This is a genomic window from Microbacterium sp. 1.5R (assembly GCF_001889265.1).
In the GTDB taxonomy this organism is placed as follows: domain Bacteria; phylum Actinomycetota; class Actinomycetes; order Actinomycetales; family Microbacteriaceae; genus Microbacterium.
Genome location: NZ_CP018151.1, coordinates 1,929,142 through 1,956,032 on the forward strand (window position 1 = coordinate 1,929,142; position 26,891 = coordinate 1,956,032).

The following is a 26,891-nucleotide window of genomic DNA, read 5'->3' on the forward strand; positions in this document are numbered from 1 at the left end:
CCAGGATGGTCGGGTGAGTAAGTCATCCCATTCAAACACCCTTATCGGGTGGCGAGAATGGGTGAGCCTGCCTGATCTCGGAGTCGACTGGCTCAAAGCCAAGATCGACACGGGCGCGCGCACCTCTTCGCTGCACGCATTCCAGATCCAGGAGTTCGAGCGCGACGGCGTGTCGTGGGTTCGGTTCCGTGTGAAGCCCTGGCAGGACAGCCAGGAGGATGCCGTCATCGTCGAGTCCCCTGTGCATGATCGCCGCGCCGTGCGCAGCTCATCGGGCCATGCCCAGGAGCGACTCGTCGTCGAGATGCTGATCCGTCTGCATGATCGGGAGGTGCTCGCGGAGGTCACGCTGAGCAACCGGGACGAGATGGGTTTCCGCATGCTCATCGGTCGCGAGGCGCTGCGACAGGGTTATATCGTCGACCCTGCCCGTTCGTTCCTCGGCGGTCGCGCTCCGCGCGAGGCCAGACGCCGCAATCGCGGCAAGGAGTGAGCCCGATCAGGCGCGGATGAGCACGAGTCCCGTCACCTTGTCGTGGATTCCTCGCTGATCGGCGTCCCAGATGACCGCCGGGATCACGACGATGATCAGCAGGGTGCGGACGATCGGACGCCAGATCCCCACCCAGCCGCCGCCCAGACGTACCACGCGCATGCCGAGGATACGGTGCCCGGGGCTTCCGCCGGCCGTCGGGATGAAGAGGATCTGCAGCAGGGCGAAGACCGCCATCGGCGCGAACATGGTGAGGCCGGCCTCGGCGGGCAGTGCGAACTGGTCGTAGCCGAGGAACCCGGTGGCGATGATCGTCGCAGCCACATAGTCGATGAGAAGGGCCCCGATTCGCCGTCCAGGGCGGGCGATGCTGCCCGTCCCCGTCTGCGGCATTCCGAGTCGTTCTCCGGGGTACGTGTTCACAGCGTCCGTCACGTATCCAGCCTACCGGCGCGTAACATGCTCGAAACAAAGCGGATACCGTGGGGTAACGCCCCGCACGTACTGTGCACAATGGCCGTGAAGCCATCGATCCGCAATCCAGGAGTCGTACATGTTCAAAGATTCGTCCGAGGTGCTGACCTACATCAAGGAGAACGACGTCAAGTTCCTTGACATCCGATTCACTGATCTCCCTGGTGTTCAGCAGCACTTCAACATCCCTGCGGCCACTGTCGACGAGGACTTCTTCGTGGACGGACAGCTGTTCGACGGCTCTTCGATCCGTGGCTTCGCCAGCATCCACGAGTCCGACATGCAGCTCATCCCTGACGTCACGACGGCATACATGGACCCCTTCCGCGAGGCGAGCACCCTCGTGATGATCTTCGACATCTACAACCCGCGCACGGGAGAGATCTACTCGAAGGACCCGCGCCAGGTCGCGAAGAAGGCCGAGAAGTACCTCGCCTCCACCGGCATCGCCGACACGGCGTTCTTCGCCCCCGAGGCCGAGTTCTACATCTTCGACGACGTGCGCTACTCGGTCACCGCCGGCGAGAGCTTCTACAAGGTCGATTCCGAAGAGGCCGCGTGGAACACCGGTCGTGAGGAAGAGGGCGGAAACCTCGCCAACAAGACCCCGTACAAGGGTGGCTACTTCCCCGTCAGCCCGGTCGACAAGACCGCTGACCTGCGCGACGACATCACCCTGAAGCTGATCGACGCCGGGTTCATCCTCGAGCGCTCGCACCACGAGGTCGGCACCGCCGGCCAGCAGGAGATCAACTACCGCTTCGACACCATGGTGCACTCGGCGGACGACATCCTGAAGTTCAAGTACATCGTCAAGAACACCGCCGAAGAGTGGGGCAAGGTCGCCACCTTCATGCCGAAGCCGCTGTACGGCGACAACGGATCGGGAATGCACACGCACCAGTCGCTGTGGAACGACGGCAAGCCGCTCTTCTACGACGAGGCCGGCTACGGTCAGCTCAGCGACATCGCTCGCTGGTACATCGGCGGCATCCTGGCGCACGCTCCGGCGCTGCTCGCCTTCACGAACCCGACCCTGAACAGCTACCACCGTCTGGTCAAGGGCTTCGAGGCTCCGGTCAACCTGGTCTACTCGGCCGGAAACCGCTCGGCTGCCATCCGCATCCCGATCACGGGCTCCAACCCGAAGGCCAAGCGCATCGAGTTCCGCGCGCCTGACGCATCGGGCAACCCGTACCTCGCCTTCGCCGCGCAGCTCATGGCCGGCCTCGACGGCATCAAGAACCGCATCGAGCCGCACGAGCCCGTCGACAAGGACCTCTACGAGCTTCCCCCCGAGGAGGCGAAGAACATCCCGCAGGTCCCGAACTCGCTGCTCGACTCGCTCGACGCACTGAAGGAGGACCACCAGTTCCTCCTCGAGGGTGGCGTCTTCACCGAGGAGCTCATCGAGACCTGGATCTCGTACAAGTACGAGAACGAGATCCTGCCGATGGCTCAGCGCCCGCACCCGTTCGAGTACGAGCTGTACTTCGGGGTGTAACCAGATCCCGCGGGATTTCGGGGGCTGGTCCGCCGAATCGCACAGAGAGCCCGTCAGGCCATGCCTGGCGGGCTCTCTGCGCGTCTCGCGTAGAGTCTTTCTCGGTCCCGCCCTAGCCGCGTGAGCTCACCCCGGCTCCGCGTCCAGTTTTTCGGAGAGGGAGGCTGCCCGTTCGAGCCGGGCCGGGATGGGCCTACGCGCCCGCTACGGTGTAGCCCTGGGCGACGGACGGCGGCGCCGAGCTCACCGGTCGCGGCTGCGTCGAAGCCCGCGGACCTTGCGCACCTGCCATGCGAGCAGCACGGCCGACCCGGTCACCATGACTCCGATGAGGATCCACTGCGGGAGGGAATAGGCGACGCTCCAGGTCAGCGTGACCAGCACGAGCCCGACCATGTAGGCGAAGAGCAGCGCCGACACCGCAGTCAGCAGCCACTCGCGGCGGTACCGCCACCGTGCACCCCGTCCACCCCGCTTCGCCATGTTCTGAAGACTACGCGAGCCCAGGGCATCCCCGCGGTCGCGGAAGTTCTCACTCGCCGGCGCGCGAATCCACCGCGACGCCGATCGCGACGCCGATCGAGAGACCGAGGCCCATTCCGAGAGCGAGGTTGTCGAACACGGTGAGTCCGAGCCCCGCCCCGACGGCGATGCCCAGGCCGAGGCCGACTGCAAGACCGTTCTGCGGCTTCTTCTGCGAATCCTTCTCTGCATCCGTCATGTCATCCACCGTACGAACGCCTCGCGGTCACCGCATCCCCCGCATGGGGGATCCGGCACCCGCACGACCGTGTCGCGCTTGCTTTCACCCGCCCCTACTGGTCAACTGAGGGGTCCGAATGAACACAAGTGGGGGGCCATCATGCGCCGCAAGTACGACAGGCTGCAGCCGAAGAGGGTCCACACCACCGAGACTCCTCCCGCGCAGCCGAAGACAGCGGCGGCGGCGATCGCCCGGATCAACCCGTTCATGTTCGGCCTCCTCGGTGCTCTGGGTGTGCTCGTCGCGCTGATGCTCGGCGGAATCGTCAACCAGCTCGCCACGGTGCTGGTCTACATCGGGGTGGCGATCTTCCTCGCACTCGGGCTCGACCCGATCGTCTCGTTCATCGAACGCAAGCTCCCTCGCCCGGCCGCCGTCGCCATCGTCGTGTCCGTCGTGATCCTGGTCTTCGCCGGCATCATCCTGGCCATCGTGCCTCTTCTCATCGAGCAGGTGACCAACCTGATCCAGGACGGCCCGAAGATGGTCGAGGACTTCATGGCCAGCGCCTGGTTCAAGGACGTGAGCGAGCAGTTCGGCTCCACCTTCGACGACGCGGCGCAGGGCGTGCTGAGCTTCGTCCAGGATCCGGGCAACATCCTCAACATCAGCGGCGGAGTCTTCGCGGTCGGCGCCGGCATCGCCGGCGGCTTCACCGGCGTCACCATCGTGCTCATCCTGACCCTGTACTTCATGGCCTCGCTTCGAAGCATGAAGCGCGTCGCGGTGCGCTTCGTCCCGTCCTACCAGCGCGACACCTTCGGAGGGCTCCTCGAAGACGTCTCCGGCGCCGTCGGGCGTTACGTGATGGGGCAGGCCAGCCTGGCGCTCATCAACGGCATCCTGAGCCTGATCGTGCTGAGCATCATCGGAGCCCCCGTGCCGGCGCTTCTCGCGCTGATCGCCTTCATCGGCTCGATGATCCCGCTCGTCGGAACGTTGAGCGCCTCGATCATCAATGCGCTGATCTGCCTCATCGTGAGCCCGGTGACCGCTCTCATCGCGTTCGGCTACTACCTCGTCTACATGCAGATCGAGGCATACGTCCTGTCCCCGCGAATCATGAACAAGGCGGTCGCCGTTCCCGGAGCGCTCGTGGTGATCGCGGCCGTCGCCGGTGGCGCACTCGGCGGGATCCTCGGCGCACTCGTCGCCATCCCCGTCGCCGCGAGCATCATCATCATCGTGCAGAAGGTCGTCTTCCCGACGCAGGACAGCAAGGTCGTCCCACCGGGAACCCTCAGCGAACGGTGAGGGCGGCGGGCTGGACCCGCACGGTGAAGTCGGAGATGTGTCCGACCTCTTCGCCATCGATCTCGAACATCTGCGGTGACGCGAGCTGCACGCGCACCCGCTCCGCGGAGATGTGCGTCGTCGAGTCGGTGCTCACAGCGGTGTCGACATTGCCCATCATGCGACGGATGCCGTTCTCCCACACGAAGGCACGGACGGTGTCGAGCCACTGGAGGGGCCCTTCGGCGCTCACGAGCAGCATGTCGAGCAGTCCGTCGTCGAGCACCGCATCCGGCAGGAGACGGATGCCGCCCTGCAGCATGCCGCAGTTGCCGATCAGCATGGTGTGACCGCGAAGCCCCTGCGGCTCCTGATCGTCGAGCGTCAGGGTGATGTCGGTCATCTCGGTGCCGGCGAGAGCACGTCCCATCGCCTCGACGTAGGCGATCCATCCGGCTCGGTTCTTCAGGTCCTCGTCGGTCTCGACCAGCATCTGCGCGTCGATGCCGAAACCGACCATCACCACGAACGCGTGCTCGGTGCCGTCGTGGTCGACCCAGCCCATGTCGATCCGCTGCGGCTCGCCGTCGCGCACCCGAACCAACGCGGCGGGGATGTCGTTCAGGGGGATCTCGAGGTTCCGCGCGAGCAGGTTGCCCGTGCCCTGCGGCACGATGCCCAGCGCGGCGTCCGTGCCCGCCAACGATTCAGCGACCGCCCGGACGGTGCCGTCGCCGCCGACGGCGATCACCACGTCGCAGCCTGCGGCCACAGCTTCGGCGGCCATTCCCCGCCCCGGGTCCTCGATGCTGGTCTCCCACCACTCGACAGGAGTGCCGCCACCGTCGGAGACGAAGGTCTCGGCGACGGCTGCGCGCAGCGAGTCCCCATCGACCTTCGAGGGGTTCCAGATCACACCGAGCTTCGAGATCGTCATGGAGCCAGGCTAGCCGTAGAAGAGCTGCTCGAATGCCCGGCGCGCACGCCGGGTCACGCCGAGGTAGTCGTCGTCGAGAATGCTCGCCGAACGGTCGGGGTACCCGAGCAGCCGACCGATGGCGTCGAGGTCGCGCGGATCCGTCGGGAGCACGTCGCTCGTCTTGCCCGTGTAGAGGGTGATCGCGGATCGCAGACGGCTCGACAGCAGCCACGCGGCCCGGAGGAGATCGGCGGATTCGGCGGGAACGTAGCCTGCGTCGACGGCCGCCTGGAGCGCCGTGAGCGTCGACGTGGTGCGCAGGGCCGGTGCGTCATGGGCGTGCTGCAGCTGGAGCAGCTGCACCAGCCACTCGACGTCGCTCAGCGTGCCCGGACCGAGCTTCAGGTGTCGACGAGGATCGACTCCCTGAGGCAGCCGCTCCCCCTCGACTCGCGCCTTGATGCGCTTGATCTCGCGGGTTCCCTGCAGGTCGATCTCGGCGGGGTAGCGGATGCTGTCGGCGAGGGCCGTGAACTTCTCGATGAGAGTCGCGCTGCCCGCCACGCCTCTCGCCCGCAGGAGTGCCTGAGCCTCCCAGGAGAGCGACCAGCGCCGGTAGTACTCCGCATACGCGTCGATCGATCGGACGACGGGTCCGTTGCGTCCCTCCGGACGGAGATCGGCATCGAGGTCCAACGGCACACGGTGGTCGGTGAGGTGCTCTCGGAGGCCGGCGACGATGCGCGTGGCGAGCGTCTGCGCGCGTTGCGGATCGACGCCGTTCGCGTCGTACACGTAGAGGATGTCGGCATCGGAGCCGAAGCCCAGCTCCGCTCCCCCGAACCGCCCCATGCCGATCACCGCGAAGTCGAGCGCCTCATCGTCGAGCGGGACGATCTCGCGGCGGACCGCGCGCAGCGCCGCCTGGATCGTCGCGTCGGTGATCTCGGTCAGGGACGTCGCGATCTGCTCGATCGAGAGCACGTCGAGGACGCCGCCCATCGCCGTTCGCAGCAGCTCGCGCCGCCGCAGCGCTCGCACCGCCTGCAGCGCGTCGCCGACGTTCCTGTGCCGCGTCTGGATGGCCCTGGCCTCCTCGTCGAGAGCGGCCCCGCTGCGGGGCCGCAGCAGCTCGCTGCTGTCGAGCCAGGCGACGGACTCGGGTATCCACTCCATGAGCTCGCCGACGTAGCGCGACGACGAGAGGAGGCGCGTCAGGCTCTCGGCAGCGCCCGAGGAATCACGCAGCATCCGGAGGAACCAGGGAGTGTCGCCGAGGCGTTCGCTGATGCGACGGAACGCGATCAACGCATAGTCGGGGTCGCTGCCGTCGGCGAACCAGCGCACCATCACGGGCATGAGATGCCGCTGGATGGTCGCCTTGCGGCTCAATCCGGTGGTGAGTGCACCGATGTGGCGCAGGGCGCCGGCCGGATCCCGGAAGCCGATCGCCATGAGCCGGTCGTGCGCCTGTGCCGTGGACAGCGTGCGCTCCTCTTCCGGCAGCGCCGCCACAGCGCTCAGGAGAGGCCGGTAGAACAGGCGGGTGTGGATGTCGCGCACCTCCCGCCGCACGCTCTCCCAGCGCGCCCAGATCGCTTCACCGGACTCGCCCAGGCCGGTGCTGCGCGCGAGCACCCGAAGGCCCGCCGGTGTGCGGGGCATCAGGTGGGTGCGGCTGAGCTCGCGGAGCTGCAACCTGTGCTCCATCAACCGCAGCACGCAGTAGTCATCGGCGAAAGACGCAGCCTCGGCCCGGCCGATGTAGCCGCCCTCCACCAGGGCGTCGAGGCTCTCGAGTGTGCCCCGCGTGCGCAGACGGGGGTCTGTGAGGCCGTGCACGAGCTGCAGCAGCTGCACGGTGAACTCGATGTCCCGCAGGCCGCCCGAGCCGAGTTTGAGCTGGTACGGGGCATCCTCGGGGTCGATGTGCTCCATGACCCGCTCGCGCATGCGCTGCACGCTGTCGACGAAGTTCTCACGCGCGGCACTGGAGAAGACCTTCGGCTGCACGGCGGCGATGTACTCGGCGCCGAGCTCCGCATCGCCCGCGAGGGGTCGCGCCTTCAGTAGCGCCTGGAACTCCCAGCTCTTCGCCCAGCGGTCGTAGTAGGCCAGGTGCGAGCCGAGCGACCGGACGAGCGCGCCCTGCTTGCCTTCGGGACGGAGCGCGGCGTCGACCTCCCACAGCGGGGGCTCGACCTCGATGCCGCTCAGTCCTCGCATCGTCTCCCTCGCGAGACGGGTCGCGATGTCGATCGCGCGCGACTCCGGGACGGCGTCCTCGTCTGCGGTTCCGCCGACGAAGATCACATCGACATCGCTGACGTAGTTCAGCTCGCGTGCACCCGCCTTGCCCATGCCGATGATCGCCAGCTGCGTGGCCGCGACCTGCTCGCGACTCATCGTGTCGACCAGCCGCCGGCGCGCGATCGCCAGAGATGCCTCCAGCGCCGCGCCCGCGATATCGGCCAGCGCGGCGGCGACATCCGCGACGATGCGCACAGGATTGTGCGCCGTCAGGTCGATCGCGGCGATCAGAGCGAGGTTGCGGCGATACGCCACACGCAGCGTGACCACCGCGCTGTCATCGCCCGACTCGGCGAATCCGTCGCGCGCTCCGACGGCCTCGAGCATCCGATCGCGCAGCTCGTGCGCAGACGGCAGTTCGGTGGACGTGTCGCCGAGCACCGAGATCTCGGTCGGATGCCGCAGGAAGAAGTCGGCGAAGCCCTGCGACGCCCCGAACACCCGCCACGCACGTCGGCGCGCCCGCTGGTCGGTGAACAGGGCGGCGATGGGTGCCGCATCGCGCCGTGCCACGCGCAGCATCCCCTCGACCGCCGCATCGGGGTCGGCCGCGTCCGCCTCGCTGAGCAGAAGTGAGCGCTCGACTCCGATCAGGGTCGCGAGCTCGGTGAGATTCGCCGCCGCCTCACTGAGCTCGGCGAACCCCAGCCTGGCCAGCGCGGAGAGAGAGACGGAGTCGTCCGAACGGGCCATCGGCGACGCTCAGAGCAGCTCGAGGTTGTTCTTCAGCTCCAGCGGAGTGACCTGGCCGCGGTAGGCCTCCCACTCCTTGCGCTTGTTGAGCAGCACGTAGTTGAAGACCGATTCGCCGAGGGTCTCGGCGACGAGCTCGGAGCTCTCCATGTACTCGAGCGCGTGGTCGAGGCTCGCCGGAAGCGCAGAATAGCCGAGCGCGCGGCGCTCTGCGTCGCTGAGCGACCACACGTTGTCCTCGGCCTCGGGAGGCAGCTCGTACTCCTCCTCGATGCCCTTGAGGCCGGCCGCGAGCATGAGGGCGTACGCGAGATACGGGTTGGCTGCCGAGTCGAGCGCGCGGTACTCGACACGCGACGAACCGCCCTTGTTGGGCTTGTACATCGGCACGCGCACCAGAGCGGAGCGGTTGTTGTGGCCCCAGGTGACGAAGCTCGGAGCCTCGTCGCCGCCCCAGAGCCGCTTGTAGGAGTTCACGAACTGGTTGGTCACCGCCGCCATCTCGTTTGCGTGACGCAGCAGGCCGGCGATGAAGTGTCGTCCGGTCTTGGAGAGCTGGTACTTGGCGCCCTCTTCATAGAACGCGTTGCGCTCGCCCTCGAAGAGCGACATGTGGGTGTGCATGCCGCTTCCGGGGTGACCGCTCAGCGGCTTCGGCATGAAGGTGGCGTAGACGCCCTGCTCGATCGCGACCTCTTTGATGACGGTGCGGAAGGTCATGACGTTGTCGGCCATCGTCAGCGCGTCCGCGTAGCGCAGGTCGATCTCGTTCTGACCCGGGCCGCCCTCGTGGTGGCTGAACTCGACGGAGATGCCGAGATCCTCGAGCATCCGCACGGAACGGCGGCGGAAGTCGTGCGCCGTGCCGCCGGGAACGTTGTCGAAGTAGCCGGCGGAGTCGACCGGAACCGGACCCTCAGGGCCGAACGACGACGACTTGAGGAGGTAGAACTCGATCTCGGGGTGCGTGTAGAACGTGAATCCGGCATCCGCCGCCTTGGCGAGCGTGCGCTTGAGCACATGGCGGGGGTCGGAGACGGCAGGACGGCCGTCCGGCGTCGTGATGTCGCAGAACATGCGCGCGGTCGGGTCGATCTCGCCGCGCCACGGCAGGGTCTGGAAGGTGGTGGGGTCGGGCTGGGCGAGCAGGTCGGACTCGTAGCTGCGGGTCAGGCCCTCGATGGCCGAGCCGTCGAATCCGATGCCCTCGGCGAACGCGCCCTCTACCTCGGCCGGCGCGATGGCGACGGACTTGAGCGTGCCGATGACATCGGTGAACCACAGGCGGACGAACTTGACGCCGCGCTCTTCGATCGTCCGGAGGACGAAATCCCTCTGCTTGTCCACGGTCACTCGGCCTTGCCGATACCGGCGTCCCAGCCGCTCTCGGCTGCTTCCTCCTCAGCCCAGGCGCGCGAACGCTCCTTGAGCTTCTCCGGAGCCCGAGACGCCTCAGCCTCGGTGTCGAAGGGGCCGACGCGGTCGGCCGATGCGGAGATCATGCCGAATTCCACCTGGCCGGTCTCCAGGTTGTACCAGTACTTCTCATCGCCGTTCGACATGGCCGATCCCCTTCTTCACGTGGTGTCATCGATCCTACTGGCGCTGAGCGTGGTCGCTAAGCTAACCAGCATGGCAAAAGCGATCGGCGTCGACATCGGCGGCACGGGTATCAAGGCAGGTCTGGTCGACCTCGAGCACGGCACCATGGCCTCGGACAGGGTACGCGTACCCACTCCTGAGGGCGCATCACCGCAGGACGTCCTGCAGGCCGTGCAGACGGTTCTGAAGACGCTCGACGTCAAGGACACGACTCTTCCCCTCGGCGTGGCGTTCCCGGCGATCGTCAAGCGCGGCAAGACGCTCTCGGCCGCCAACGTCTCGAAGGAATGGATCGACTTCGACGCCGAGCGGTTCTTCCGCGACGGGCTCGGGCGCAACATCGTCTTCGTCAACGATGCGGATGCCGCCGGCGTCGCGGAGGCCCGCCACGGCGCGGCGCGGGATGTGCGCGGCTTCACGCTGCTCACGACCCTCGGCACGGGCATCGGCTCGGCATTCCTGTACGACGGAGTCCTGCTGCCGAACACCGAGCTCGGCCACCTGAACTTCGGCGAGTACGAGTCGGTCGAGACGTATGCAGCCACCTCGGCGCGCGAGCGCGAGGGACTCAGCTGGGCGGAGTGGGCGGAGCGTCTGCAGAAGTTCTACTCGCACATCGAGTTCCTCTTCAGCCCCGACCTGTTCGTGGTCGGCGGCGGAGTGTCGAAGAACGCCGGTGACTTCCTCCCGCTTCTCGACCTCAAGACACCGATCGTCCCGGCGATCCACCGCAACAACTCCGGCATCATCGGCGCGGCTTCGCTCGCCGGCGACTGATTCCCCGACCACAGAGACGACGAAGGCCCCGCCGATTCGGCGGGGCCTTCGTCGCGTCCGGGATTTCGGCGCGTCTCACCGGATCACCCGCACGGCGGCCCGGCGACGTGACACCATGGCACCCCGCCCGTCTGCGCCTCGACGGTGAGACCGGACGGCAACGAAAGGCAGCGTCGAGATGAACGAACCATCCGAATCATCATGGGACCGGCCGGTATCGCCGGAGACGACAGCCGGGATGGTGCCCGTCGACAGACCACAGGCGAAGAAGCTGCGGTCGCGTCACGTCACCATGATCACCCTCGGCGGCATCATCGGAGCGAGCCTGTTCGTCGGATCCGGGAATGTCATCCGCGCCGTGGGTCCGGCCGCCGTGCTGTCGTACCTCATCGGCGGCCTGCTCGTCTTCCTCGCCATGCGCATGCTGGGCGAGATGGCGGCGTCGCGCCCGGCGATCGGCTCGTTCATGGAATATGCGCGAGTGGGCCTCGGCAACTGGGCCGCCTACCTCGTGGGATGGCTGTACTGGTACTTCTGGGTCGGAGTCCTCGCGTATGAGGCGGTGTTGGGCGGCGAGACGATGGCGAGCTGGTTCCCCGCCGTCCCGTCATGGGCCTGGTCGCTGATCCTCATCGGCATCTTCGTCGGCACGAACATCATCTCGGTGCGCGCGTTCGGCGAGGTGGAGTTCTGGCTCGCCAGCGTCAAGGTGCTCGCGATCGTCGTCTTCCTCGGCGCGGGTCTGCTGTTCGCCTTCGGCCTGTGGCCGAACTCGGAGGTGTCGATCTCCAACCTCTGGGAACACGGCGGATTCGCCCCGAACGGCTTCGGAGTCGCGTTCACGGGTGTGGCCCTGGTGATCTTCTCGTACTTCGGCACCGAGATCGCCGTCATGGCCTCCGCCGAATCGGAGGATCCCGCCAAGGGCATCCGTCAGGCGACGAGCACGATCATCTGGCGCATCCTGCTGTTCTTCGTCGGCTCGGTGCTCATCATCGTCACCGTGGTGCCCTGGAACGAACTGCCTGTGCCGACCGACGTCGCCAACGCGCCCTTCACCTACGCCCTCGAGCAGTTCGGCATCCCGGGCGCAAGCATCATCATGCAGCTCGTGATCTTCACGGCGGTGATCTCGGTGCTCAACTCTGGCCTGTACTCGGCGTCGCGCATGTTCGCGGCCCTCGCCGAGCAGGGCTTCGCGCCGAAGATCGTGGCGAAGCGGTCGAAGAGCGGCGTCCCGGTGATGGCGCTGCTCGCCTCGACCAGCGGCGGCCTGATCGCGACGCTCGTGAACTTCTTCACCCCGGGATCGGGCATCTTCGACTTCATCATGAACTCCGCGGGCCTGGTCGCACTGTTCGTGTACGTCTTCATCGCCGTCACACAGTGGCGACTCCGCCAGAAGATGACGCCGGAAGAGGTGGCGAACCTGAAACTCAAGATGTGGCTGCACCCCTGGCTGAACGTGCTCCTGATCGCATGCATCGCCGCGGTGATCGTCGTGATGATGTTCAGCGAAGGGGGTCGCACCCAGGTCTGGACGAGCCTCGTCGCCACCGGCGTGCTCGTGCTGTTCTGGCCGCTGGTGCGACGTAACCTCGCGCGCAGGAAGCTCGAAGATTCCACGCCTCGAGAGGATCAGCCGGGACGGGACCGTCTGGCGTGACGACCGCTGGCGATGCTGTGAGCGAGAGAAAAGAGCGCCCCGGGGAACCTGGGGAATTCGCGGGGCGCTCGCCAGCATGCTGGGGACCTGCTGGCAGGTGACCCAGAAGTCGCGGTCACGCGCACAACATATCAAGATAACTAGCTAAGCAAAAGACTTGCTCGGCAATGCAACTGCGATCGCCACGCTCCCCCGCTCTCACTGACGCTGCGGCTCGCTCACGAACGGCTCCGTCACGAGCGGCTCCATGGCTCCCGGTCCCAGCGTGAGCACATCGCCGGGGTACAGCATCGAACCCAGACGGCTGTAGGTCATCGCCGCATAGACGTCCGTGCACAGCCGCTCCCTCACGGCGGATGGCGCATCCCCCGCCGCGACCGTGTAAGTCGAGATGAGCCCGTCTGCCGTATGCGTGACCGTGCCGCGAGCGAAGTCGGTCTCGCCGTTGTCCACCGGTGCGACACCGTTCCATGTCGCGTAGAAGGTGGGTTCCTCGTCTCCCTCGCTGTATCCCGGGATCGAGATCATCGACAGCACCGTGCAGCGACTCGCCTCTGCGGGTGGGGTCGGTGTCGGCGCGGGCGTGTCGCTCGGCGTCGGCACGGCCGCGGGCTGAACGGCTGCCGTGGTCGCTGCGACCTCAGGCATCGGGGCGGTGCACCCGCTGAGCGCTGCGAGCGACAGAGCCGCGAGGAGCGCCGTGGCGGTAGGACGGTTCGACATGCCCGAACGCTATCGAGCATCCGGCCAGGAAGCCAGCGCGGCCCTGCTCAGGAGGTGGGTGCGAATGGGCCGACCTGTACGCCGGGTTCTGTTCCGGGGTTCTTCGCCCCTTCGACGGCCATCTCTCTCGGCGACACGTTGCCGTGGCACTCTAGCGGTCTACCCGAGGACTCGGCGAGCCGCGTCAACATCCTCTGTCTGACCTTGCTCCGGACGAGGTTTACCTGGCGGGCCATGTCACCATGGCCCCCGGTGGTCTCTTACACCACCCTTTCACCCTTACCCCTTGCGGGGCGGTCTGCTCTCTGTGGCACTTTCTCGCGGATTGCTCCGGGTGGGCGTTACCCACCGTCCTGCCCTGAGGAGCCCGGACGTTCCTCGGTGCGGTTGCCCGCCACGCGGCCGTCCAGTCGACCCATTCACAGCTCCAGTCTACGACCAGGCTGCGCTACTTCTCCGCCGACTCCGCGATGCGGAGATCGAGCGGCACGTCGATCGGGAAGTTGCCGAAGAGGCGGCGGGTGGCCACGGCCGCGGCCTCGCGCACCGCGTCGGCCGCAGCATCCGCCTGCTCCTGCGGGACATGCAGGATCACCTCGTCGTGCAGGAAGAAGGCCAGGTGCGCGCGGGAGCCGAAGATCCCGGATGCCGGCGCTTCGCGCTCCGCGACGGGCAGCAGTTGCAGGCGATGCCTGATCTCCGCCAGCCAGATCAACGACCACTCGGCCGCGGTCCCCTGCACCACGAAGTTGCGGGTGAAGCGGCCCCAGTCCCGGGCCCGACGCCGGGCGAGGGCGACCTCCGCAGGGTCGGCATCCGCGCCGGTAGCCGCAGCCTGCATCGCCTCCCACTCCGTCGACGGGCGAGGAGACGATCGTCCCAACCACGTCGAGACGACTCCCCCGTCCTCTCCGAAGCGCGCGGCGCGGTCGACGAGGGCCATCGCGCGCGGATACACCTTGCGCAGTCGAGGGACCAACCTGCCGCTGTCACCGGTGGTCGCGCCGTACATCGCCCCGAGGACGGCGTACTTGGCCTCCTCTCGCGTGGCGACCGCGCCGGACTCGACGACTCCCTCATAGAGGTCCTTGCCCTGGGCCGCCCGGGCCATCGCGCGGTCACCGGCCATGCCGGCCAGCATCCGCGGCTCGAGCTGCGCGACATCCGCGACGACGAGCGTCCATCCGTCGTCAGCGCGCACGGCGGCGCGCAGATTGCGCGGCAGCTGGAGGGCGCCGCCACCCGCCGATGCCCATCGTCCCGTCACGACGCCGCCCGTGATGTAGATCGGTCGGAACCGGCCGTCGTGCACCCACTCGGCGAGCCAGGCCCACCCGTTCGCGCTCAGCAGCCGAGACAGCTTCTTGTAGGCCAGGAGCGGTTCGACCACGGCGTGGCTGTGCTGGGCGAGCTCCCACCGGCTCGTCGACTCGACCTGCACGCCGACGCGGTGCAGAGCGCGCAGCAGCTTCGGCTGGCTCTCGAGGTTGAGCGTGGGGTCGCTGAGGATCGAGCGCACCCTCTCGCCCTGAGCCACCATGCGGCTGGGAAGGCCACCCGCGATCGGTCGGGTGCCCAGGATCTCGGTGAGGATGCCGTCGTGCACGGACTCGTTCCACGGCAGACCGGCAGCGCGCATCTCCTCGGCGATGAGGCCACCCGCCGACTCGGCCGACGTGAGCAGGGTCAGCCGCCCGTCCTTGCTGTCGCGCAGGACTCGGCGCTGCTCGCGGTACTGATCGAGCGCATCCGCCACGGGGTCGTGCGAATCGCTGTGCTCGGCGACCTCGAACAATGCCGGTGCGTCGTCGACGGGTTCGCGTCGCACCCACGATGCGGACGGTGCGAGCGGACGAGCGACGGTGTCGGTGTCGCGGAGGATCGCGTGGCAGAGCACCAGATCGTGCGATCGGCCGAGAAGAACACCCGAGGCGAGCAGCACGGGGTAGATCTCCCGGGCGCTGCGGATCACCCACCGGGGCGGATCGACGCGTTCCTGCTCGGCCACCCACACCGGCATCTCGGTCGGAGAGAGCTCTGTGCGCGCGACCTCGACATCGTCCGAGTCGAGCTCCACGGCGATGTATGCACCGGTCACGCCCTTGACCAGGGCGATCCGACGTTCGGTCTGGAGCCGCGAGCTCACCGCCGTCGCGCTCGCGGCGCGCGGATCACAGCCCGGATTCCTCGGTGCGCACCAGGATGCACCCGCACTCGGGGCAGGACACCACGAGGTCGTCTGCCGCATTGCGGATGTCGTTCAGGTCGGTGCCGGGGAGCAGGATCCGACATCCCTCGCACGTTCCGCGGGTGAGCAGCGCCGCACCGGCACTGTTCGCAGCGCGACGCGTGTACTCGGCGAGGAGCGGCGCCGGAAGGGTCGCCGTGACCGCCTCACGGTCGCGAGTCAACTGCGCGATCAGATCGGTCGCAGTCGCGACGTCGGCCTTGGCCTGAGCGGTGAGCGCGGTGCCTTCCGCGGTGGTCGTCCCGAGCAGTGCCTGCTGTGCGGCGACTGCCGCGTCTGCGTCCTCCACGCGCCCCATGACGTCGAGCTCGATATCCTCGAGATCGCTCTGGCGCTTGGCGAGACTGGCGATCTCGTGCTCGAGAGCCTGCGCCTCCTTCGAGTTCGTCGCCGTGGCCAGTCGATCGGCGTCACGGGCGCGACGCTGTTCGACGAGCTTCACATCGGCTTCGAGACGCGTGAGCTCGGTGCGAACGTCATCGCGCACACCCGTCAGAGTCGTCAGCTCTCGGAGCTGCTCCTGACGGATGGCGACGAGCTCGGCGATGCGAGCGGCCTGCGGCGGCTTGGTGCGCGCGCGCTCAGCCTGCGCGATGCGCCGGTCCAGGTCGGCGACGTCGAGCAGGATGCGCTGGTGTTCTGGGCTGGCGTTCACGCTCTCAAATCTAGTCGCTGCCCAGCCCCGTCCATCACCCGACCTGTCCGTCGAGGTACAGCCAGCTGCGCTCCTCCCGCACGAAGCGGCTCCGTTCACGCAGCGAACCGCGCTCGGCATCCTGCCGCCAGAACGCCTCGAACTCGACCACGCCCTCTCGGTCGAAGGGTCCGCCGTCGACCCGATCGATGATCACGAGCCGCCGCCACACCACGTCGAGGTCGAGGTCGAGGTCGGTCGGACGGGTCGACGGATGCCAGGACGCCAGGAGGTACGCGGCATCCCCGATCGCGAACGCCGTGAACCGGGAGCGCATCAGGCGTTCGGCCGTCGGCGCAGCGGCGCCGCCGAGCAGCGGGCCGCAGCATCCGCCGAAGAGATCTCCGGAGCCACAGGGACACCGCTCGGCATTATCGGGGACACCGTCATCCGACGCCATCCTCTGCACCACGCTCATCGCTCCAGCGTACGCTGGCGCCATGACGGCTCTTCCTCACTTCACGGCACACAACGGCTTCGCTCTTCCGGCTCTCGGACTCGGAACATACGCGCTCGACGGCGACGCGGGTGCGGATGCGGTCACCACGGCGATCGGGGCCGGATACCGCCTGATCGACTCGGCCTTCAACTACGAGAACGAGGGGTCAGTCGGTCGCGGCGTGCGCGCATCCGACGTGGACGCCGCAGAGCTCATCGTCACGACCAAGCTGCCCGGACGCCATCACCCGCGCGCGAAGGCGCGGACGAGCATCGAGGAGAGCCGGTCGCGGCTCGGGGTCGACGCGATCGATCTGCATCTGATCCACTGGCCGAACCCGCAGCAGGACGAGTACGTGCAGGCCTGGGAGGCGCTGGTCGACGCTCAGCGGCGCGGCGTCGTGAGGCAGATCGGCGTCTCGAACTTTCTGCCGGAGCACCTCGAGCGCATCGAGCGGGAGACCGGGGTCAGGCCCGTCGTGAACCAGATCGAGGTGCACCCGTACTTCCCGCAGACCGATCAGCTCGCCTACCACCGGGAGCACGGCATCCTCACCGAAGCATGGAGTCCTCTCGGTCGGGCGAAGCAACTCATCGAGGAGAGGGTGATCGGCGAGGTGGCTGCCGCCCATGGGATCTCCCCCGCGCAGACCGTGCTCGCCTGGCATGTGGCACGCGAGACCGTCGCGATCCCGAAGGCGTCGTCGCTCGAGCATCAGGTGTCGAACCTCGCGGCCGGAGCGATCGTGCTGTCGGATGCGGAGGTCGAGGCGATCACGGCGCTCGGACGCCCCGATGGGCGACTGTTCGACGCGGATCCCGCATCGCACGAGGAGTCCTGAGGGGTCCTGAGGCGTCCTGAGGCGTCTCGGTCGTAGAGCCTCGGACGACGGCGCGTCACGGCTCTCAGACGCGCTGCGTCCCGAGCACTCTGAGCAGCTCGAGCTTGCTCTCGGCGTCGCTGCCCGGCGCCGCTGTCAGGACGATGAGCGCCTGGGATTCGTCTTCGGTGAACAGCGCCTGGCAGTCGACTTCGATCGGACCGATCTCGGGATGGATCAGGACCTTGTGGTCTTCGAAGCGCCGCCTGACCTCGTGCACCTCCCACAGCTGTGCGAACTCCGGGCTGAGCGACGCGAGCTCGCGGACGATCTCGCCGGCGCGAGACCGCTCGCCCAGGGCGCCATAGGCGGATCGGAGGGAGGCCACGAGCACACGACTGTGACGCGGATGATCCTCCTCCGGGTACCGCCGGCGCTCGTCGTCCGGGTGCGCGAACCAGCGGTAGATCCCACTGCGCTCGATCCCCTCCAGACCGCTCGCGTCGCCGAGCAGAGCGCGTGCTGCGTCATTCTGGATCAGCACCTCGTCGAGCGCGGAGACGACGAATGCGGGCGTGTCGTGAAGCCGGTCGAGCACGCGGAGCATCCCCGGATGCACGTAGTCGGTGAAGATCGTGCGGTCCGGTGCGCTGTGTCCGCAGACCCGATGCAGGTAGTCACGCTCGTCGGGGGTCAGACGCAGCGCCCGTGCGAGCGAGCCGAGGATCTGTACGCTGGGCTGCGGCCCGCGCTGCTGCTCGAGCCGCGCGTAGTAGTCGGTCGACATGGCGGCGAGCTGCGCGACCTCCTCGCGTCGAAGCCCGGGGGTGCGTCGACGCGCCCCCGCACCGAGGCCGACGTCGGACGGCTTCAGCTGCTCCCTGCGACGCACGAGGAACTCGGCCAGTGCTTCTCTGTCCACCTCTGCAGTATCTCGTGCTCTGCCTCGCGCATCCAGGGACGCCCGATCCCTGGATGCGCCATCTCTGGAGGGCCTGGGCGAGAGCACGAAGAGTGGACGTATGAACATCAGCGGAAACACCATCTTCATCCCCGGTGCCACGAGCGGTATCGGCCTCGCCCTCGCTCTGCGGCTCAGCGATCGGGGCAACACCGTGATCGTGGGCGGGCGTCGCGCCGAGCTGCTCGACGAGATCGCCGCGGCGAACCCGGGCATCCACACCGTCCGGATCGACACGACGGACGCCGACAGCATCCGGGCGGCCGCGCAGGCGGTCATGGCCGCCCACCCCTCGCTCAACGTGGTCATCCCGATGGCCGGGATCATGCGGGTCGAGGACTGGACGTCGCCCGAGGGGTTCCTCGACGACGCCGAGGCCACCGTCACCACCAACCTCCTGGGTCCGATCCGGCTGATCGCGGCCTTCATCGAGCACCTGCGCACCATGCCGGACGCGACGATCATGACTGTGTCGTCCGGTCTGGCCTTCGCGCCGCTCCGCGTGACGCCCACCTACAACGCGACGAAAGCGGCCATCCACATGCTCAGCGAATCTCTGCGTCTGCAGCTCGCCGACACGAGTGTGAGCGTGCTCGAGCTCGAACCGCCCTCCGTCCGCACCTCGCTCATGCCGGGGCAGGAGACCAGCGAGTTCGCGATGCCGCTCGACGAGTTCGTCAGCGAGGTCGTCGACCTGATCGAGACCCAGCCGGATGCGACCGAGATCCAGGTCGAGAACGTGAAGTTCCTGCGCTACGGCGAAGCACGGGGAGACTATGCGCAGGTGGTCGAGACACTCAATCGGCGCGACCCGCACGGGCACTGAGCCTGCACGGCAGTCGTCGTCGCCCGATCACAGCGCGGCGTCGACGGCCTGCTGGGCTGTCGTGTGCCGAAACTCGAAGCCCGAGCCTTCGAGCGCCCCGGGTCTGACGTCCGCATCGGAGAGCAGCAGCGAATCGGCGGCCGACCGACTCAGCGCGAGCCGGAGGGCCCAGGCGGGAGCCGGGATCCAGAACGGTCGGCGCATCCTCGTCGCGAGGGCGCGACCGATGTCGTTCGCCGAGGCACGCGTCGGCCCGGTGAAGTTGACGGGCCCCTCGAGGCGCTGGTCGATCACGTGTCGGATGCCGCGCACCTCATCGTCGAGAGAGATCCATGGCCAGATCTGGGTGCCGGGCCCGATCGGACCGGCGACCCCGAAGCGAGTGAGCTGGATGAGCGGCTTCAGCACACCCTTGCGATGGATGATCGGAGCGGTGCGCAGCAGCGCGACCGTCGTCTGCTCCCCCGCGCGCAGCGCCTCCTGCTCCCATCGGACGCACAGCTGCGCCAGGAACGTGTCGCCCGCGAGCGACGCCTCGGTCAGCACCTCGCCCGGCGCCGAGCCGTAATAGCCGACAGCGGATGCCGACACGAACGCCGGAGCATCGTCTCGCAGGGTGCGCACCGCCGTCGCGAGCGTGCGGGTGCCCGTCAGTCGGGACTCGACGAGTTCGCGGCGATACCGTCGCGTCCAAGGCAGACGCCCGACGCTCGCACCACCCAGCGCGACCACGGCGACAGCGCCCGCCAGCACATCGGGGTCGAGCTCGCGCTCCCCCGGCATCCACTGCACCTCAGACGGATCACGCGGAGGGCGACGCACGAGGGTCGTCACCTCCACACCGTCCGACCGCAGCGACGAGGCGAGCGCCGTGCCGATCAGGCCCGATGCGCCACTGATCACGATCCGCTGCGGCATGACGACTCCCTCTGTCCGTTCATCGGACTCATTGCTCTCCGCGAGTCTGTCACGTCCAGCCCCTCCTGGCGATGTCCGGAGTGCCCGGTAGGTTGCCCGACGTGACCGAACCCGTGCAGTCGTGGTGGGCGAGACGCCAGTTCTCGCGAGGACGGGAGGTGCCCTACGAGATCGGCACCTATCGTTCGCAGTGGGCCGCCTACCCCGAACTGATCCGCCAGTACCACCCCGAACTCAATCACGGCATCGCACTCTCGCAGGTGCCGTTGGCGGCCGATGTGCTGTTGTGCTGGGAATGCCGAGTGGGCCATCGTTTCGCCGCCACCCCCGCTGAGCAGCGCGAACGCCCCGGTCGGGTGCGCCGCCAGTCGGCGTGGTGCCCGGAATGCTCGACGCTCGCCAGGCCCCAGCCGGTCGTGCTGGGCGAAGCCCGCGCGATACCCCGGCGGCCGAAACGCCCGCTCACCCTCTGCAGCAAGACGCCCGATCTTGCCTCCGGCGAAGCCTTCTCCAGCGTCTGCGCCCCGGCACCGGCATCCGCCGCCGAGGCCAGACTCCGCGCGATGCTCGCCGCCCGCATCTCCGTCACGACCGGTGTCAACGCGGTCAAAGTCTCTCGCCCGTTCTTCCGCCATACCGAGGTGTGGCCGGACATCCTGCTGCCGGAGCTCCGTGTCGCGATCGAGTACGACACGGTCGGGCGCCACGGACTCGAGCATGTCGGCACCCGCGAGCAGACCGATCTCCGCAAGGATCGCGCGCTGCGCTCCGCCGGCTGGGAGGTCATCCGGGTTCGCACCGGACGGCTCGAACCACTGGGACCCCACGATCTGCAGATGCCTTCGGTGACCGCGCGGGGAATCGATCGCATCATCGACGAGCTTCGCGGGATCCGCGGGGCGCTGATCGTCGACGCGTTCCTGACGCCGGACTGACGGTGCCGCCGGGAGCGGCACGCTCGCGCTCAGACCTCGGGGAGATCGCCCGCCTGCTCCACGACCGCATCCCACTCGGACTGCAGGAAGATGGCCTCGCCGGCGGCGACGATCTGGGCGTTGTCGTTCGGCCCGAGCTCCGGCCGCATGGTGAGTCCGCCGACCTCGAGGCTCGGGATGCTCTGCCTGATGCACTCGACGCTGCCGCGCACCAGCAGCTCCGCCGTCTGCTCCGGTGTCGTCGCGGCGCCCATCACGGCATCGTCATGGGCGATGAGGATCACCTGCCATTCGGGCTGACGATCGTCAGGATCCAGCGTGTACTGCAGCAGCCCCTGCGGCGCGGCCTCGACCACGATGACGATCGATCCCGCGATCGGCTGCTCGCCTGCGTTCGTCCCCATAGCGGTTCCCCTGACCCGGGCGTCCCCACGCCCGCTGTCCGCTCAGGGTACTGCGAAAATATCTCGCCGAACGCCTTACGGCAGTCCGATCTCAACCGATATATCAACACGGGAGCGAAGGAGAAGGATCTTGACCAGCACCTACATCGAGACGGGCGGACACGTCCGCGTCTACGACGACGCCGTCCGCACGCATCATGAGTTCCCTCTCGGCACCTATCGGGTGCACTTCACCTCGAAAGAGGGCTTCAGCCTGATCAAGATCGACGACCTCACCGTCGGCGCCGAGCGCGTCTACGGCGGCCGAGACAGGAAGGTCGACAAGATCTTCCGGTCCTACGCCCTCTCGGACCGCAGCCTGGGCGTGATGCTCTCCGGCGACAAGGGGATCGGCAAGACGCTGTTCCTTCGCATGGTTGCCGAGGAGGCCCTCGAGCAGTGCCTGCCCGTCGTGATCGTCTCAGAGGACAACGACGGCATCGTGGAGTTCCTGGACACCCTCGACGAGTGTCTGATCATCTTCGACGAGTTCGAGAAGATCTTCCCCGCTGGCCGCCGCGGGGGCGCAGAGGGAGGCAATCGACAGAACCAGTTCCTGTCCCTGTTCGACGGCCTCTCGTCCGTGAAGCGCATCTACTGCCTCACGGTGAACGACATCAGCGACGTCAGCACGTACATCGTCAACCGCCCCGGCCGGTTCCACTACCACATGCGATTCGAGTACCCCGGTCCCGACGAGGTGCGCCAGTACCTCATCGATCAGGCCCCCCACGCGGACCCGGACGAGATCGAGAACGTCGCACTGTTCTCGCGTCGCGCTCGCCTCAACTACGACCACCTCCGCGCCATCGCCTTCGAACTCGAGCAGCCGGACGCACTGTTCGCGGACGTCGTGGAGGATCTCAACATCAAGGCGGTCGAACCGAGCACCTATCGCATCGAGGCTCGCTTCCCCGACGGCAAGGTGTGGTCGGATGAGGTCGAGATGAACCTCTTCGAGCGCGGCGACGTCGGTCGCACGTTCGAGCTGCGCCACGCGACACGGTCGATCTTCGCCTCGTTCGTGCCGAAGGATCTCATCTTCGAGCCGGACGGCGGCATCTTCGTGCCGATCCACAAGCTCGAGCTGCTCGACGATGAGGATGAAGAGCCCGAGGTCTACCCGACGACGGTCAGTCTCATCCTGGTGGGTCAGCCCAGCTACGGCTTCGGTCTCTGACGGCCCTGCGGCCACGCGCGTGCGCGCGACGGATCAGACGCCGACCGCGTGCGACAGTATCGCGCGCGTGAACCGCTGACCGCCGGCCGCGAGGCGCTCGAAGTACGCGTCCAGCGCCGACGCGGAGGACCGCGCTGCCGTTGCTGCCTCACGCTGAGGGGTGTCGGCGTAGTGCCGATCCAGCGCATCTCGAAGCATGCGCACCGCTTCCGCACGCTGCTGCGAGACGGCGGCGTGGGAGACGCCGAGCTGCTCCGCGAGATCCTTGACCGTGCGGTCCTCGAAATAGATCGCCGTGATGATCGCCCGCTTGCGCTCGGGCAGCGCGTCGACGGCGCGCCGCAGGAACTCGTCGCGCTCGGAGGCGATCGCGAGCTCCTCGGGCAGGTAGCCGGTCCACACGATCTCCGGCGCGTCCGGCGCATCGAGACTCGTCAGCAGACGCTCGGCGTCGGCGAGCCCTTCGCGCGCGACGGCGGTGTCGACGCCCATGGCTGCTGCGATCTCCGCCACAGTGGGCGTGCGACCGAGGGCGGCCGTGAGTGTCTGTCGGACCTTCGTCGTCTGCTTGGCTCGCACCCGAACATCTCGAGGCGCCCAGTCCATCGACCGCAGCTCGTCTTTCAGCGCCCAGTTGACGCGTCCTCGAGCGAACGCGCCGAAGGGCACGCCGAGGGTCGCGTCGAACTTCTCGGCGGCGCGGACCAGCGCGAACGCACCGGCAGAGGCGAGGTCGTCACGGGAGACATGCGTGAGTCGAGACGCCACATATGCCGTCGCCGCGCCGACGATGTGCAGGTGATCGACCACGAGCTGGTTGCGGGCACGCATAGGCATCGGATTCGCCTCTTTCACTGTAAGTGCAAGCCCTCCCCAGCGACTCACAGCGCGGCCTCTCCCCAGTGGCCAGAACTACATCTGACTACAGACTAGGGGTGCGACGGGCAAGAAATATCCCCGGAGGCCAAAACCTCCGGGGATTCTCGTTTACGTTCAGATAACGATGACTAATCGTTCACCTTGACGCGGCGGTTCACCTCGCGCGTCGCGGAGAACTTCAGCACGGTGTAGTCGTTGACCTCGGCGTCTCCGTCGTCCTTCGCGAACTGCACCCGGTGCCCCTTGTGCGTCTGCGGATAGAACTTGCCGAAGTTGGTGAGTGTGACCGTGTTCCCGCGGCCCACGAGGTCGAGGAGCTCGTCGATCATCGCGTTGTACGCCGTCTGTGCGGCCTGAACCGAGATGCCACCGCGTCGTGCGAATCTCTGCACGAACTCCCGCTTGCTCACCCGATTCGTCTCGAGCGTCCTTGATGTGCTCATGTCGTCTTCCGTCCCATGGAATGTCGCTCGTCACCGAGCGTCGTGCGCTGTACCCCTACCAACCGCATCCATGACGTGCCCCAGGTCCCGATCTCCTGCGACGACGCCGGGATCCCGCCAGTACCCCAGCCTGTGCTCTTAGAGGATAGATGCTCTTCCTTGGTATATGCGGTGAATCTCGGAATTCTCCCCGTGCCGGGAGTCCACCCTGTCGAAAGAGCCGTCGAACGTCACGCCCTGCTCAGGCACCCAGCAGGGCGCGGATCGGGTAGCGCTGATCCTCGAGGATCGCCTGTGCGGCACGGCCGGATCCGGTGTGGATCAGGATCGGCGCACGCAGGTTGATGTACACGCCGTCGGCAGAGGGGTTCGCCACGACGAACACCCGGATCTCCGACTCGTCGGCGGCGCCGATCTCGGACCGCACGTCCGCGGGGATGCTCGGCTCGTAGCCGTAGTCCCCGGATCGCGGGTCGAGGAGGAACAGGCGGACGTCGGCATCCGTCGCGCGCAGCGCGTGCAGGCCCTCCGCTCCGTCGATCTGCTCGAGGGTGAAAGACGTGTGCGGAGCGAGTCCGGGCATCGGCGAAGCGAACTCGACGTCGACCGTCGCCGTCGTCCGGTCAGTGGGTGCGCTCATCGCAGGAACTCCATCAGATTGGTCTGCAGCGAGCGGGCCGTCACCTGCAGGGCGGATTGGAACACGAGCTCGGCCGACTGCAGGTGCACGAGCACCTCGAGACTGTCGACGTTCTCGACCTCGGCACGGCGCGCTTCGAGGTCGATCGACGAGGAGAGATTCTGCGCCGACGCCCGCTCGATCTGCACCTGACGAGCGCCCGTGGATCCGCGAGCCGCGGTGACGTCCTTCAGCCGCGCATCGATGTCGCCGAGACGCGAGCCGACCTCGGCACCGCTGCGCAGTTCGGCCGCGATGTCGTTCAGCAGGGCGAAGGCGCTGTCTGCCCCTTCGCCGAACGCCTGAGCGCCGTCGAAGTCCACGCGCACGGTCTCGTTCTCGCTGATGCGGCGATGCACACCGTCGCCCGCGCCGCCGTTGAAGCTGAAGGTGGTGGGATCGAACGCGGCTCCCGCATCGCTCGTTCCCGCGAAGACGCTGCGGCCGAGCACCCTCGTGTTCGCCTTGGCGAGCAGCTCTGCGCTGATCGACTCGAGCTCCTGGGCGATCGACTCGCGAGCGGTCGGGCTCAGCGCGCCCGAGTTCGCTCCCTGTGCGGTGAGATCACGCGCGCGGTTGAGCAGATCGGCGCTCGCGCCGAGAGCGGTGTCGACCGTGGTCACCCACGCCATCCCGTCGCTGAGGTTGCGGGCGAACTGAGCGACGCGCGCCTGATCACCGTGCACACCGAGCGCCGTGGCCGCGGCGGCCGGATCGTCGCTCGGCGAGCGGAAGGCGCGCTGCGACGCGGCCTGATCCTGCAGCCGTGCGCGATCCGCGAGGTTGGTCTGCAGTGTGCGCAGCGACTGCTGCGTCATGGTGCTGGTCGTGATTCGACCGATCATTTCACTCTCCCCAGAGTCAGCGGCCGACGAGGCCGGTGCGGTTGATCAACAGATCCAGTGCCTCGTCGACGGCCGTCAGAACGCGAGCCGCCGCCTGGTATGCGGTCTGGTAGGTCAGGAGGTTGATCGTCTCCTCATCGCCGTCCACCGAGGCGTTCGACTGCTGCGCGGTGACCGCCGCGACCGCGCCCATATCGGCGATGTCCGCGCGCTGCAGATCCCCGGCGACGGCGACTGCGAAGCCGGTGACGAACGTCGACCACGTCTTGCTGGGCCCCGCCGCAGATGTCCCCAGCGCACTGATGCGGTCGGCGATGGTGGTGTCCTTCGCGCCCGCACCCGGCGCTGCCAGTGCCAGCTGATCGAGCCCCGTCGGGACGACACGGAGTCCCAGCGCCGCCGGACCCGAACCGTCGAGCGCGAAGAAGTCGCCTCCGGCCGCCCCCGACGAGGTGACGCCAGTGCGGTGCACGTCGTTCACGGCGGTCGCGAGCGCGGTCGCCGTCTCGTTGTAGGCGGCCGCGACACCGGCGAGCGTCCCCCCGTCGGACGCGGGGGCCAGAGCGCTGATCGTGCCGCCGACGACGCCACCCGTGATCGGCACCGCGAGGTTCGGTCGATCCGCCCATGAGACGGTGATCCGACCTGCGTCCGCGATGTCACGCGGTCCGCTCGCGACGAGCGCTCGGCTGCTGTCGCCCGACACGAGCGCATTGCCGTCGACGCGAAGAGTCAGTGTGCCGTCCGGCTCGACGATGCCCTTCGCGCCGACGGCCGACGAGAGCTGCTGGGCGAGGACGCTGCGCTGATCCATGAGCTCGTTGGCGTTGCGCCCCGATTGCAGCGCCTCCCTGATCTGCCCGTTGAGAGTGGCCACCTGGCTCGCAGCGGCGTTGACGTCGGCGAGCTGACCGTCGACCTGACTGCGCAGGTCGTTCCACTGCCCCGCAATGGTCTGGTAGCCCTCCGCGATCTGTCCGATGAGCACGTCGGCATTCGAGAGCACGACCTGCGCCGCTGCCGGATCCGGCGTGTTGGCGAGGTCGGACCAGCCCGACCAGAACCTGTTGAGGTTCGCGGCGAGACCGTCCTTCGTGGGTTCGGCCAGCACGTCCTCTGCGCGGCTCGCTGCCGTCGCGCGAGCCGACCAGAAGCCGGAGGTCGACAGCGCGTCGCGCACACGGGCATCGAGAATGTCGTCGCCGAGCCTCGCGATCCCGGTCACGCCCACTCCCCCGCCGATGGCGATGCCGGATGGCCAGAGCCCCGTCTGCCCCGGCGCCGAGAGCGAGGTCTGCTCCACCCGCTGGCGCGTGTAGCCCGGAGTCGTCTGGTTGGCGATGTTCTGACCCGTGACGGTCATCCCCGCGCGTGCGGCCGAGAGCGCGGATTCTGCGAGGCGGAGCCCTGCGAAGGAAGACATG

Annotated in this window: 28 protein-coding genes and 1 other RNA gene; 9 read left to right on the top strand and 20 right to left on the bottom strand. The window is 67.6% G+C overall.

Features of this window, described 5'->3' with window-relative positions; all coding sequences use genetic code 11:
- Positions 1 to 13 precede the first annotated feature (13 nt).
- Positions 14 to 493 carry an ATP-dependent zinc protease family protein gene (locus BMW26_RS09105; RefSeq protein WP_053096276.1) on the top strand — a complete coding sequence of 160 codons (480 nt, stop codon included), beginning with the start codon at positions 14 to 16 and terminating at the stop codon, positions 491 to 493.
- Between the two features lie 6 nt (positions 494 to 499).
- Here the strand turns inward: BMW26_RS09105 and BMW26_RS09110 are convergent, their stop codons facing one another.
- Positions 500 to 886: an RDD family protein gene (locus tag BMW26_RS09110; RefSeq protein WP_157557472.1), complete on the bottom strand. Its 387-nt coding sequence runs from the start codon at positions 884 to 886 to the stop codon at positions 500 to 502.
- 160 nt (positions 887 to 1,046) lie between these two features.
- Between BMW26_RS09110 and glnA (BMW26_RS09115) the strand changes: the two genes are divergently transcribed.
- On the top strand, positions 1,047 to 2,471 hold the full coding sequence (gene glnA, locus BMW26_RS09115) for a type I glutamate--ammonia ligase (protein WP_053096279.1): 1,425 nt from the start codon (positions 1,047 to 1,049) through the stop codon (positions 2,469 to 2,471).
- A 243-nt stretch (positions 2,472 to 2,714) separates the two neighbouring features.
- Here glnA (BMW26_RS09115) and BMW26_RS09120 read toward each other — a convergent pair whose 3' ends face one another.
- Together BMW26_RS09120 and BMW26_RS09125 are read right to left on the bottom strand one after the other, a co-directional pair.
- A complete protein-coding gene (locus BMW26_RS09120; RefSeq protein WP_053096281.1) occupies positions 2,715 to 2,954 on the bottom strand; it encodes a hypothetical protein in 240 nt (79 codons plus the stop codon).
- A 49-nt stretch (positions 2,955 to 3,003) separates the two neighbouring features.
- On the bottom strand, positions 3,004 to 3,192 hold the full coding sequence (locus BMW26_RS09125) for a hypothetical protein (protein WP_053096284.1): 189 nt from the start codon (positions 3,190 to 3,192) through the stop codon (positions 3,004 to 3,006).
- 141 nt (positions 3,193 to 3,333) lie between these two features.
- Between BMW26_RS09125 and BMW26_RS09130 the strand changes: the two genes are divergently transcribed.
- Complete coding sequence (locus tag BMW26_RS09130) at positions 3,334 to 4,488, top strand: AI-2E family transporter (RefSeq protein ID WP_082586596.1); 1,155 nt, start codon at positions 3,334 to 3,336, stop codon at positions 4,486 to 4,488.
- On the opposite strand, the gene BMW26_RS09135 is transcribed toward BMW26_RS09130, so the two are convergent.
- Genes BMW26_RS09135 through BMW26_RS09150 form a run of 4 tightly spaced genes read right to left on the bottom strand, consistent with a single transcriptional unit; the run spans position 4,475 to position 9,951 of the window.
- Entirely contained in the window at positions 4,475 to 5,404 is a 930-nt protein-coding gene (locus tag BMW26_RS09135; protein ID WP_072591325.1) for a diacylglycerol/lipid kinase family protein, read from the bottom strand. The two genes, BMW26_RS09130 and BMW26_RS09135, sit on opposite strands and share 14 nt — an antisense overlap.
- A gap of 9 nt (positions 5,405 to 5,413) precedes the next feature.
- A complete protein-coding gene (locus BMW26_RS09140; protein WP_056278817.1) occupies positions 5,414 to 8,389 on the bottom strand; it encodes a bifunctional [glutamine synthetase] adenylyltransferase/[glutamine synthetase]-adenylyl-L-tyrosine phosphorylase in 2,976 nt (991 codons plus the stop codon).
- A 9-nt stretch (positions 8,390 to 8,398) separates the two neighbouring features.
- Positions 8,399 to 9,736 carry a type I glutamate--ammonia ligase gene (gene glnA, locus BMW26_RS09145; protein ID WP_042541155.1) on the bottom strand — a complete coding sequence of 446 codons (1,338 nt, stop codon included), beginning with the start codon at positions 9,734 to 9,736 and terminating at the stop codon, positions 8,399 to 8,401.
- 2 nt (positions 9,737 to 9,738) lie between these two features.
- Positions 9,739 to 9,951, bottom strand: coding sequence for a hypothetical protein (locus BMW26_RS09150; protein WP_053096290.1), 213 nt, complete (start codon positions 9,949 to 9,951; stop codon positions 9,739 to 9,741).
- A 70-nt stretch (positions 9,952 to 10,021) separates the two neighbouring features.
- On the opposite strand from BMW26_RS09150, the gene ppgK reads away from it, so the two are divergent.
- Both ppgK and BMW26_RS09160 read left to right on the top strand, forming a co-directional pair.
- A complete protein-coding gene (ppgK, locus tag BMW26_RS09155; protein WP_053096292.1) occupies positions 10,022 to 10,768 on the top strand; it encodes a polyphosphate--glucose phosphotransferase in 747 nt (248 codons plus the stop codon).
- Between the two features lie 178 nt (positions 10,769 to 10,946).
- Positions 10,947 to 12,434 (top strand): amino acid permease, encoded by a 1,488-nt coding sequence (locus BMW26_RS09160; protein ID WP_072591326.1) that lies wholly within the window; start codon positions 10,947 to 10,949, stop codon positions 12,432 to 12,434.
- 198 nt (positions 12,435 to 12,632) lie between these two features.
- Here the strand turns inward: BMW26_RS09160 and BMW26_RS09165 are convergent, their stop codons facing one another.
- The 5 genes from BMW26_RS09165 to BMW26_RS09185 form a co-directional block, all read right to left on the bottom strand.
- Positions 12,633 to 13,157 carry a hypothetical protein gene (locus BMW26_RS09165; protein WP_072591327.1) on the bottom strand — a complete coding sequence of 175 codons (525 nt, stop codon included), beginning with the start codon at positions 13,155 to 13,157 and terminating at the stop codon, positions 12,633 to 12,635.
- A 61-nt stretch (positions 13,158 to 13,218) separates the two neighbouring features.
- Positions 13,219 to 13,575, bottom strand: an RNA gene (gene rnpB / locus BMW26_RS09170) — RNase P RNA component class A.
- A 30-nt stretch (positions 13,576 to 13,605) separates the two neighbouring features.
- The gene (locus BMW26_RS09175; RefSeq protein ID WP_232224442.1) at positions 13,606 to 15,303 is read right to left on the bottom strand and encodes a bifunctional 3'-5' exonuclease/DNA polymerase; all 1,698 of its coding nucleotides are present in this window, start codon (positions 15,301 to 15,303) and stop codon (positions 13,606 to 13,608) included.
- A 25-nt stretch (positions 15,304 to 15,328) separates the two neighbouring features.
- On the bottom strand, positions 15,329 to 16,060 hold the full coding sequence (locus tag BMW26_RS09180) for a zinc ribbon domain-containing protein (protein ID WP_053096298.1): 732 nt from the start codon (positions 16,058 to 16,060) through the stop codon (positions 15,329 to 15,331).
- Positions 16,061 to 16,094: 34 nt separating this feature from the next.
- Positions 16,095 to 16,517 carry a YchJ family protein gene (locus BMW26_RS09185; RefSeq protein ID WP_053096300.1) on the bottom strand — a complete coding sequence of 141 codons (423 nt, stop codon included), beginning with the start codon at positions 16,515 to 16,517 and terminating at the stop codon, positions 16,095 to 16,097.
- 22 nt (positions 16,518 to 16,539) lie between these two features.
- Between BMW26_RS09185 and BMW26_RS09190 the strand changes: the two genes are divergently transcribed.
- Entirely contained in the window at positions 16,540 to 17,379 is an 840-nt protein-coding gene (locus tag BMW26_RS09190; RefSeq protein ID WP_072591328.1) for an aldo/keto reductase, read from the top strand.
- A 64-nt stretch (positions 17,380 to 17,443) separates the two neighbouring features.
- Here the strand turns inward: BMW26_RS09190 and BMW26_RS09195 are convergent, their stop codons facing one another.
- Positions 17,444 to 18,280 carry a helix-turn-helix transcriptional regulator gene (locus BMW26_RS09195; RefSeq protein WP_053096305.1) on the bottom strand — a complete coding sequence of 279 codons (837 nt, stop codon included), beginning with the start codon at positions 18,278 to 18,280 and terminating at the stop codon, positions 17,444 to 17,446.
- Positions 18,281 to 18,380: 100 nt separating this feature from the next.
- Here BMW26_RS09195 and BMW26_RS09200 point away from each other — a divergent pair, with 100 nt between their 5' ends.
- Positions 18,381 to 19,145: an SDR family oxidoreductase gene (locus tag BMW26_RS09200; protein WP_072591329.1), complete on the top strand. Its 765-nt coding sequence runs from the start codon at positions 18,381 to 18,383 to the stop codon at positions 19,143 to 19,145.
- Between the two features lie 27 nt (positions 19,146 to 19,172).
- Here BMW26_RS09200 and BMW26_RS09205 read toward each other — a convergent pair whose 3' ends face one another.
- Positions 19,173 to 20,063, bottom strand: a complete 891-nt coding sequence (locus BMW26_RS09205) for a TIGR01777 family oxidoreductase (RefSeq protein WP_072591330.1) — start codon at positions 20,061 to 20,063, stop codon at positions 19,173 to 19,175.
- 101 nt (positions 20,064 to 20,164) lie between these two features.
- On the opposite strand from BMW26_RS09205, the gene BMW26_RS09210 reads away from it, so the two are divergent.
- Positions 20,165 to 20,998 carry a zinc-ribbon domain-containing protein gene (locus BMW26_RS09210; RefSeq protein WP_083569339.1) on the top strand — a complete coding sequence of 278 codons (834 nt, stop codon included), beginning with the start codon at positions 20,165 to 20,167 and terminating at the stop codon, positions 20,996 to 20,998.
- A 29-nt stretch (positions 20,999 to 21,027) separates the two neighbouring features.
- On the opposite strand, the gene BMW26_RS09215 is transcribed toward BMW26_RS09210, so the two are convergent.
- Positions 21,028 to 21,402, bottom strand: coding sequence for a hypothetical protein (locus BMW26_RS09215; RefSeq protein ID WP_053096313.1), 375 nt, complete (start codon positions 21,400 to 21,402; stop codon positions 21,028 to 21,030).
- Between the two features lie 130 nt (positions 21,403 to 21,532).
- Between BMW26_RS09215 and BMW26_RS09220 the strand changes: the two genes are divergently transcribed.
- Positions 21,533 to 22,621, top strand: coding sequence for an AAA family ATPase (locus BMW26_RS09220; protein ID WP_198032312.1), 1,089 nt, complete (start codon positions 21,533 to 21,535; stop codon positions 22,619 to 22,621).
- 33 nt (positions 22,622 to 22,654) lie between these two features.
- Here BMW26_RS09220 and BMW26_RS09225 read toward each other — a convergent pair whose 3' ends face one another.
- The 5 genes from BMW26_RS09225 to flgK all read right to left on the bottom strand — a co-directional run bounded on the left by BMW26_RS09225 (position 22,655) and on the right by flgK (position 26,890).
- Positions 22,655 to 23,458, bottom strand: a complete 804-nt coding sequence (locus tag BMW26_RS09225) for a sigma-70 family RNA polymerase sigma factor (RefSeq protein ID WP_072591332.1) — start codon at positions 23,456 to 23,458, stop codon at positions 22,655 to 22,657.
- A 170-nt stretch (positions 23,459 to 23,628) separates the two neighbouring features.
- Positions 23,629 to 23,943, bottom strand: coding sequence for an HU family DNA-binding protein (locus BMW26_RS09230; RefSeq protein ID WP_053096320.1), 315 nt, complete (start codon positions 23,941 to 23,943; stop codon positions 23,629 to 23,631).
- 241 nt (positions 23,944 to 24,184) lie between these two features.
- On the bottom strand, positions 24,185 to 24,583 hold the full coding sequence (locus BMW26_RS09235; RefSeq protein WP_072591333.1) for a flagellar assembly protein FliW: 399 nt from the start codon (positions 24,581 to 24,583) through the stop codon (positions 24,185 to 24,187).
- Positions 24,580 to 25,467 (bottom strand): flagellar hook-associated protein FlgL, encoded by an 888-nt coding sequence (flgL, locus tag BMW26_RS09240; protein WP_072591334.1) that lies wholly within the window; start codon positions 25,465 to 25,467, stop codon positions 24,580 to 24,582. Before flgL ends, BMW26_RS09235 begins: the two co-directional genes overlap by 4 nt.
- Positions 25,468 to 25,483: 16 nt before the next feature.
- Complete coding sequence (gene flgK, locus BMW26_RS09245; RefSeq protein ID WP_056278825.1) at positions 25,484 to 26,890, bottom strand: flagellar hook-associated protein FlgK; 1,407 nt, start codon at positions 26,888 to 26,890, stop codon at positions 25,484 to 25,486.
- Between the last annotated feature and the right edge of the window lies 1 nt (position 26,891).